The organism is Pseudomonas sp. RC10-4-2 (assembly GCF_050433085.1).
Lineage (GTDB): Bacteria > Pseudomonadota > Gammaproteobacteria > Pseudomonadales > Pseudomonadaceae > Pseudomonas > Pseudomonas aeruginosa.
In genome coordinates this window covers 774,525-783,018 of record NZ_JBNPXX010000002.1, presented here as the reverse complement: position 1 = coordinate 783,018, position 8,494 = coordinate 774,525, and the positions used below count along the sequence as shown (strand labels likewise).

General features: G+C 59.5%; 6 protein-coding genes, 2 tRNA genes and 1 rRNA gene. All 9 read right to left on the bottom strand.

All coding sequences use genetic code 11. The features are described 5' to 3' along the window. Positions 1–4: 4 nt before the first annotated feature. A tRNA-Ala gene (locus FHW81_RS11535) sits at positions 5–80 on the bottom strand. A 28-nt stretch (positions 81–108) separates the two neighbouring features. Then, a tRNA-Ile gene (locus tag FHW81_RS11530) sits at positions 109–185 on the bottom strand. Between the two features lie 64 nt (positions 186–249). After that, positions 250–1,785 (bottom strand): 16S ribosomal RNA (locus FHW81_RS11525). Between the two features lie 542 nt (positions 1,786–2,327). After that, the gene (msrQ, locus tag FHW81_RS11520; protein WP_003116064.1) at positions 2,328–2,936 is read right to left on the bottom strand and encodes a protein-methionine-sulfoxide reductase heme-binding subunit MsrQ; all 609 of its coding nucleotides are present in this window, start codon (positions 2,934–2,936) and stop codon (positions 2,328–2,330) included. Next, positions 2,936–3,949 (bottom strand): protein-methionine-sulfoxide reductase catalytic subunit MsrP, encoded by a 1,014-nt coding sequence (msrP, locus tag FHW81_RS11515; RefSeq protein ID WP_003116065.1) that lies wholly within the window; start codon positions 3,947–3,949, stop codon positions 2,936–2,938. The genes msrQ and msrP overlap by 1 nt, the downstream gene beginning before the upstream one ends. 60 nt (positions 3,950–4,009) lie before the next feature. Next, the gene (gene pssA / locus FHW81_RS11510) at positions 4,010–4,825 is read right to left on the bottom strand and encodes a CDP-diacylglycerol--serine O-phosphatidyltransferase (protein WP_003095061.1); all 816 of its coding nucleotides are present in this window, start codon (positions 4,823–4,825) and stop codon (positions 4,010–4,012) included. A gap of 154 nt (positions 4,826–4,979) precedes the next feature. After that, entirely contained in the window at positions 4,980–5,996 is a 1,017-nt protein-coding gene (gene ilvC / locus FHW81_RS11505; RefSeq protein WP_003095066.1) for a ketol-acid reductoisomerase, read from the bottom strand. A 42-nt stretch (positions 5,997–6,038) separates the two neighbouring features. Next, positions 6,039–6,530: an acetolactate synthase small subunit gene (gene ilvN / locus FHW81_RS11500; RefSeq protein ID WP_003095069.1), complete on the bottom strand. Its 492-nt coding sequence runs from the start codon at positions 6,528–6,530 to the stop codon at positions 6,039–6,041. A gap of 2 nt (positions 6,531–6,532) precedes the next feature. Next, entirely contained in the window at positions 6,533–8,257 is a 1,725-nt protein-coding gene (locus FHW81_RS11495; RefSeq protein ID WP_003095071.1) for an acetolactate synthase 3 large subunit, read from the bottom strand. Positions 8,258–8,494 lie beyond the last annotated feature (237 nt).

Genomic DNA, 8,494 nt, shown 5'->3' with positions numbered 1-8,494 from the left:
TGGATGGTGGAGCCAAGGAGGATCGAACTCCTGACCTCCTGCGTGCAAAGCAGGCGCTCTCCCAGCTGAGCTATGGCCCCGTATCGGATCACGCAGCACACCAACAATTGGTGGGTCTGGGCAGATTCGAACTGCCGACCTCACCCTTATCAGGGGTGCGCTCTAACCAACTGAGCTACAGACCCAATCGTCTAACCAGTGAATCAAGCAATTCGTGTGGGAGCTTATGAAGAAGCTGAGATCTTCGATTAAGGAGGTGATCCAGCCGCAGGTTCCCCTACGGCTACCTTGTTACGACTTCACCCCAGTCATGAATCACTCCGTGGTAACCGTCCCCCTTGCGGTTAGACTAGCTACTTCTGGAGCAACCCACTCCCATGGTGTGACGGGCGGTGTGTACAAGGCCCGGGAACGTATTCACCGTGACATTCTGATTCACGATTACTAGCGATTCCGACTTCACGCAGTCGAGTTGCAGACTGCGATCCGGACTACGATCGGTTTTATGGGATTAGCTCCACCTCGCGGCTTGGCAACCCTTTGTACCGACCATTGTAGCACGTGTGTAGCCCTGGCCGTAAGGGCCATGATGACTTGACGTCATCCCCACCTTCCTCCGGTTTGTCACCGGCAGTCTCCTTAGAGTGCCCACCCGAGGTGCTGGTAACTAAGGACAAGGGTTGCGCTCGTTACGGGACTTAACCCAACATCTCACGACACGAGCTGACGACAGCCATGCAGCACCTGTGTCTGAGTTCCCGAAGGCACCAATCCATCTCTGGAAAGTTCTCAGCATGTCAAGGCCAGGTAAGGTTCTTCGCGTTGCTTCGAATTAAACCACATGCTCCACCGCTTGTGCGGGCCCCCGTCAATTCATTTGAGTTTTAACCTTGCGGCCGTACTCCCCAGGCGGTCGACTTATCGCGTTAGCTGCGCCACTAAGATCTCAAGGATCCCAACGGCTAGTCGACATCGTTTACGGCGTGGACTACCAGGGTATCTAATCCTGTTTGCTCCCCACGCTTTCGCACCTCAGTGTCAGTATCAGTCCAGGTGGTCGCCTTCGCCACTGGTGTTCCTTCCTATATCTACGCATTTCACCGCTACACAGGAAATTCCACCACCCTCTACCGTACTCTAGCTCAGTAGTTTTGGATGCAGTTCCCAGGTTGAGCCCGGGGATTTCACATCCAACTTGCTGAACCACCTACGCGCGCTTTACGCCCAGTAATTCCGATTAACGCTTGCACCCTTCGTATTACCGCGGCTGCTGGCACGAAGTTAGCCGGTGCTTATTCTGTTGGTAACGTCAAAACAGCAAGGTATTAACTTACTGCCCTTCCTCCCAACTTAAAGTGCTTTACAATCCGAAGACCTTCTTCACACACGCGGCATGGCTGGATCAGGCTTTCGCCCATTGTCCAATATTCCCCACTGCTGCCTCCCGTAGGAGTCTGGACCGTGTCTCAGTTCCAGTGTGACTGATCATCCTCTCAGACCAGTTACGGATCGTCGCCTTGGTAGGCCTTTACCCCACCAACTAGCTAATCCGACCTAGGCTCATCTGATAGCGTGAGGTCCGAAGATCCCCCACTTTCTCCCTCAGGACGTATGCGGTATTAGCGCCCGTTTCCGGACGTTATCCCCCACTACCAGGCAGATTCCTAGGCATTACTCACCCGTCCGCCGCTGAATCCAGGAGCAAGCTCCCTTCATCCGCTCGACTTGCATGTGTTAGGCCTGCCGCCAGCGTTCAATCTGAGCCATGATCAAACTCTTCAGTTCAATACTGCTTGGGTTTTGAGAAAACCCTAAACTTGGCTCAGCAATCGCATTCTCTTAAAAAGAGATAAAACTCTCGAATTCACGAGTGTTACTTGCGTTGCTGATAATCTTGCGATCACCAGTCTTACATCACAAGCACCCACACGAATTGCTTGATTCGACTTGTTAAAGAGCAGTTGGTCAAGGCTTTCGTCTCAACCGAGGCCGCGCATTCTACAGCAACCTCTCGTTCCGTCAAGCGTTATTTTCGAAAATTTTCTTTTCTACTCAACCGCTTGCGCCGACCTTCAAACCATCTTCCGATCAGCGGGAGGCGCATTCTACAGCGTTCAAATTCGCTGTCAAGCACCTCGGCGAAGCTTCGTTTCGAGCCCCTTTCGGGACCGAACCGCTGCGGCGAACAACCTGCCTAAGCGCTTCACCACCCCTGGGAGAGAATCCATAAATCCTTGATTTACAAGCATTTACTCTTCGTCGTCGCCGGGAGTGGTGCGCATTATAGGGAGATAGAAACTGGCGTCAACACTTATTTGAAACTTTTATTACGAAACACCGTGACGAGTTCGAAGCCTGGGCAGGCGGCGAGCGATCGAGGGTAGCCGCAGCAGCATGAGCGACGCACCAACCACAGCGTACAGGGTCCACTCCTCCAGGTCTGCCCGCACCACCCAGAGCATGTGCAACAAGCCGAGCCCAAGGGTCAGGTAGACCAGGCGATGCAGCTTCTTCCAGCGGCTACCGAGCTTGCGCATGGCGAAGCGGTTGGAAGTGATCGCCAACAGGAACAGGCAGACGAATCCAAGCATTCCCACGATGATGTAGGGACGCTTGCTCAACTCGATGCCCAACTGCCCCCAGTCCAACCCCAGGATGAACACGCAGTAAGCGCTCAGGTGCAGCAGCACATAGGTGAAGCACCACAACCCCAACTGGCGGCGCACGGCGATCCAGCCCGGCCAGCCGCTCAGCTTCTGCAGTGGCGTCATCGCCAGGGTGAGTAGCAGCAATACCAAGGCGCCCAGCCCCAGTCGATCGACCAGGGTCTTGCCCGGGTCAGGTCCGAGGGCAAAGATCCAGGCTTGGTACAACCACCAGGCCGGCACCGCCAACGCCCCCAGGAATACCGCAAGGCGCAGATACCAGTAGCGCATCAGTAGTACTTCCTCAGATCCATGCCGCTATAAAGGGAAGCGACCTCACTCCCGTAGCCATTGAACATCTGCGTATCCCGCACATTGGGACTGAACAACCCACTGGGCAGGCGCCGCTCGCGGGCCTGGGACCACCGCGGGTGGTCGACCTGCGGATTGACGTTGGCATAGAACCCGTACTCGTTGGCGGCAATGCTTTCCCAGGTGGTCTTCGGCTGCTCGCGGACCAGACTGATACGCACGATAGACTTGATGCTCTTGAAGCCATACTTCCACGGCACCACCAGGCGCAACGGCGCGCCATTCTGGTTGGGCAACAGCCGCCCGTACATGCCCACCGCCAGAATTGCCAGGGGATGCATCGCCTCGTCCATGCGCAAGCCTTCCATATAAGGCCAGTCGATCACCGAGAAACCGGAGCGTTGGCCGACCATCTGTTCCGGACGCTGCAGGGTTTCGAAACGGACGAACTTCGCCTGCCCATTGGGTTCGACCCGCTTGAGCAGGTCCGCCAAGGGAAAGCCCAGCCAAGGGATCACCATCGACCAGGCTTCCACGCAGCGCAGCCGATAGATGCGCTCTTCCAGTTGGTAGGGTTTGACGAAATCCTCGAGGGCATAGGTACCCGGCTTGCCGACCTCGCCGTCGATCACCACCGACCAGGGCTCGGTCTTCAGGGCCGAGGCGTTTTCCGCCGGGTCGCCCTTGTTCGGCCCGAACTCGTAGAAATTGTTGTAGTGGGTGGCGTCCTTGAATGGCGTGATCGCCTCCCCCTGGACATTCACCGCCTGCCAGCGGGTCTGCGGTAGCTTTTCGGCGAACCAGCCCGGCGCCGGTACCGACTCGACGCCGGCATAGCGCTGCTCGTCGGCAAAGCCCAGGCGTGGCAGGCCGCTGGCCAGCGCCAATCCGGCGAGGGAAGCGCCGAGCAGGCGCCGACGGGACAGGTAGAGGGTTTCGGACGTGACTTCCGACTCGGAACAGTCGGAACGGGAGGGAATCTTGATCAGCATGACGGGCTCCGCAATGACCAGCTTTGTGCCAGTAGACTACGGAGCCCGTTGGAAATTACATCAGCTCGGCTGCTTCCGGCGACGCAGTTGCAGCAGGTATTGCACAGGACCGGAGGCCGCGTAGGCAAGGAACAGCAACAGGAGGATGCGCGGCGGGTCGGTAAAGACCACGGCGAAGGCCAGCACCACGATAAGGATCGCCACGAACGGCACCCGGCCGCGCAGGTCGAGATCCTTGAAGCTGTGGTACTTGATGTTGCTGACCATCAGCACACCAGCGGCGGCGACCAGCAGGGCGACGAGGAAGGCAACCTTGGCGCCCTGGATCTCGAAATCGCTGAACGCCCATACCGTGCCCGCCACCAGCGCCGCGGCGGCCGGACTGGCCAGGCCGATGAAATAGCGCTTATCGGCCTTGCCGACCTGGGTGTTGAAACGAGCCAGACGCAGGGCTGCGCCCGCAACGTAGATGAAGGCGACCATCCAGCCGACCTTGCCGAGGCTGCCAAGCGCCCATTCGAAGGCGACCAGCGCCGGCGCCACACCGAAGGCGACCATGTCCGACAGCGAGTCGTACTCGGCGCCGAAGGCGCTCTGGGTGTTGGTCAGGCGAGCCACGCGGCCGTCCAGTCCATCGAGGACCATGGCCACGAAGATAGCGATGGCGGCGTTGGCGAACTGGCCGCTCATGCCATTGATGATGGCGTAGAAGCCGGAAAACAGGGCCGCCGTGGTGAACAGGTTGGGCAGCAGGTAGATACCGCGGTGACGAACCTTCCGCCCTTCGGCGTCGTGCCCTTCTTCTATATGTTCGTCGATGGGCAGCAGGCTTTCTTCGTCGGAGGCCTTGTTCGGCTCCTCGGGACGTTCACTCATGGACAATTCCTTGGGAACTGATGGGGTACGAATATGCCGACAGCACTTCTGACTAGGAAGACAACTCCGCCGGCCCAGGCTTTATACCAGATCGCCAGGCAAGAACGAAAAAACGCGGCCGGGGCCGCGTTTCTTCGTCTGTCGCCGGAGCCGCTTAGTTCTTGCTCTTGTCGACGATCTTGTTGGCTGCGATCCACGGCATCATCGCGCGCAGCTTCTCGCCGATCTGCTCGATCGGGTGAGCGGCGTTGTTGCGGCGGTAGGCAGTCATCGACGGGTAGTTGGCCGCACCTTCGGTAATGAACATCTTCGCGTACTCGCCGTCCTGGATGCGCTTCAGGGCGTTGCGCATGGCAGCACGGGACTCGGCGTTGATCACCTCCGGACCGGTTACGTACTCACCGTATTCGGCATTGTTGGAGATGGAGTAGTTCATGTTGGCGATGCCGCCTTCGTACATCAGGTCGACGATCAGCTTCAGCTCGTGCAGGCACTCGAAGTAGGCCATTTCCGGCGCGTAACCGGCTTCGACCAGGGTTTCGAAACCGGCCTTGACCAGCTCGACGCAACCACCGCAGAGAACGGCCTGCTCACCGAACAGGTCGGTTTCGGTCTCGTCCTTGAAGGTGGTTTCGATGATACCGGTACGACCGCCGCCGACGCCGCAGGCGTAGGACAGGGCGACGTTCTTGGCGTTGCCGGAAGCGTCCTGGTAGATGGCGATCAGGTCAGGGATGCCACCGCCCTTGACGAACTCGGAACGCACGGTGTGACCCGGGGCCTTCGGCGCGATCATGATCACGTCGAGGTCGGCGCGCGGGACGACCTGGTTGTAGTGGATGGAGAAGCCGTGAGCGAAGGCCAGGGTGGCGCCCTTCTTCAGGTTCGGCTCGATCTCTTCCTTGTACAGGCGGCCCTGGAACTCGTCCGGGGTGAGGATCATGACCACGTCGGCTGCGGCGACGGCGGTCTTCACGTCGGCAACCTTCAGACCGTGCGCTTCGGCCTTGGCCACGGTGGCGGAGCCGCTACGCAGGCCCACGGTGACGTCGACGCCGGAGTCCTTCAGGTTGCAGGCATGGGCGTGGCCCTGGGAGCCGTAGCCGATGATGGCAACTTTCTTGCCCTGGATGATCGAGAGGTCACAGTCTTTATCGTAGAAAACGCGCATGGGAATTCCCCTTCAGTAAGGCCTCGCGGGCCTGCTTTCAGTTCAGATGCTCAGAGTCTTGTCGCCACGGGCGATGCCGGTGACGCCACTGCGGACCACTTCCAGGATCGACGCAGTGCCGATGGCCTGGATGAAGCTGTCCAGTTTGTCGCTGGTACCCGCCAGTTGCACGGTATAGACGCTACTGGTGACGTCGACGATCTGCCCACGGAAGATATCGGTGGTGCGCTTGACCTCGGCGCGCTGGGCGCCCGTGGCCTTGACCTTCACCAGCATCAGCTCGCGCTCGATATGGGCGCTTTCCGACAGATCCACCAGCTTGACCACTTCGATCAGCTTGTTGAGGTTCTTGGTGATCTGCTCGATCACCTCATCGTGCCCCACGGTGGTCAGCGTCAGACGCGACAGGGTCGGGTCCTCGGTCGGCGCCACGGTAAGGCTTTCGATGTTGTAGTTGCGTTGGGAGAACAGGCCGACCACGCGGGACAATGCGCCTGGCTCGTTTTCCAGCAGCAGGGAAATGATGTGTCGCATGATCAGGTACGCTCCGTCTTGCTCAGCCACATGTCGCGCATCGCGCCGTCACGGATCTGCATCGGATAGACGTGTTCGCTGGCGTCCACCTGGATGTCGAGGAAGACCAGGCGATTCTTCATGGCGAACGCCTCCTCCATCTTCGGCTTCAGATCCTTCAGGTCGGTGATGCGCATGCCGACATGCCCGTAGGCTTCGGCAAGCTTGACGAAGTCCGGCAGGGATTCCATGTAGGAATGCGAATAACGGCTGTTGTACTGCATGTCCTGCCACTGGCGGACCATGCCCAGGGCACCATTGTTCAGGTTGACGATCTTCACCGGCAGGTCGTACTGCAGGCAGGTAGACAGTTCCTGGATATTCATCTGGATACTGCCCTCGCCGGTCACGCAGGCGACATCGTCGTCCGGGAAGTTGAGCTTGATGCCCATCGCCGCCGGGAAGCCGAAGCCCATGGTGCCGAGACCGCCGGAGTTGATCCAGCGATTGGGCTTGTTGAACTTGTAGTACTGCGAGGCGAACATCTGGTGCTGGCCGACATCGGAGGTGATGAAGGCATCGCCATGGGTAACCTCGTAGAGCGTCTCGATGACGGTCTGCGGCTTGATGATGCTGCCGTCGCCCTTGTCGTACGGGAACAACCCACGGTTACCACGCCACTCGTCGATCTGCTTCCACCAGGCAGCCTGGGCATCCTGGTTCGGGGTCTCGCCGATTTCCCTGACGATCGCGACCATTTCGGTGAGAACGCTGTCCACCGGGCCGACGATCGGGATGTCGGCCTTGATGGTCTTGGAAATCGACGCCGGATCGATGTCGATGTGGATGATCTTGGCGTTCGGGCAGAACTTCGCCGCACCGTTGATGACCCGGTCGTCGAAACGCGCGCCGACCGCGAGGATCACGTCGCTGTGATGCATCGCCAGGTTGGCGGTGAAGCTGCCATGCATCCCGAGCATGCCGAGGAACTGGCGGTCCGCGCCGGGATACCCGCCGAGGCCCATCAGGGTGTTGGTCACCGGCAGGTTGAGCATCTGCGCCAGCTCGGTCAGCGGCGCCGCGGCATTGCCCATGATCACGCCGCCGCCGGAATAGACCACCGGGCGCTTGGCGGCCAGGAGCATCTCGGCGGCCTTGCGGATCTGTCCCGAGTGACCGCGAACGGCCGGGCTGTACGAACGCAACTTGACCTTCTTCGGATAGGAATATTCGAATTTCTGCGTCGGGTCGCCCATGTCCTTCGGAATATCCACGACCACCGGCCCCGGACGACCGGACTGCGCCAGGTAGAAGGCCTTCTTGATCACCTCGGGAATTTCCGAGGGATGCTTGATGATGAAGCTGTGCTTCACGATCGGCCGGGAGATCCCGACCATGTCGGTTTCCTGGAACGCATCGGTACCGACCATGTTGCTCGGCACCTGGCCCGACAGGATCACCATCGGGATGGAGTCCATGTATGCGGTGGCGATACCGGTGATGGCGTTGGTCGCGCCCGGGCCGGAAGTCACCAGCACGACACCGGGCTTGCCGGTGGCGCGGGCGTAGCCGTCGGCCATATGGGTAGCCGCCTGTTCGTGGCGCACCAGGATGTGGGTCACGTCGTGCTCCTTGAAGAGCGCGTCGTAGATATGCAGGAGGGCACCACCCGGGTACCCGTAGATGTACTTAACGCCTTCGTCGCGCAACGAGCGGACGACCATTTCAGCGCCAGATAAAAGCTCCACGTTTTCACCTCTAGAACGCTATACGGCCACCCAGGGGCGGGCGACCGAAATTCGGTTGGCTGCCCGGCAGAGCATGGGTGACGGTAGTCACCGGCTACGTCAACTGCCGATTGAGCAAACTTGGAAGGGCGCCTGGTGTTACGGAGCTCTTCCACCCAGCGCGAGGTAACGCGAAGCAGGGTGTAACTTTCGGCGCGGGTAGGCACCTCATGGTCTGCCGGAGAGGGGACTGGGTTG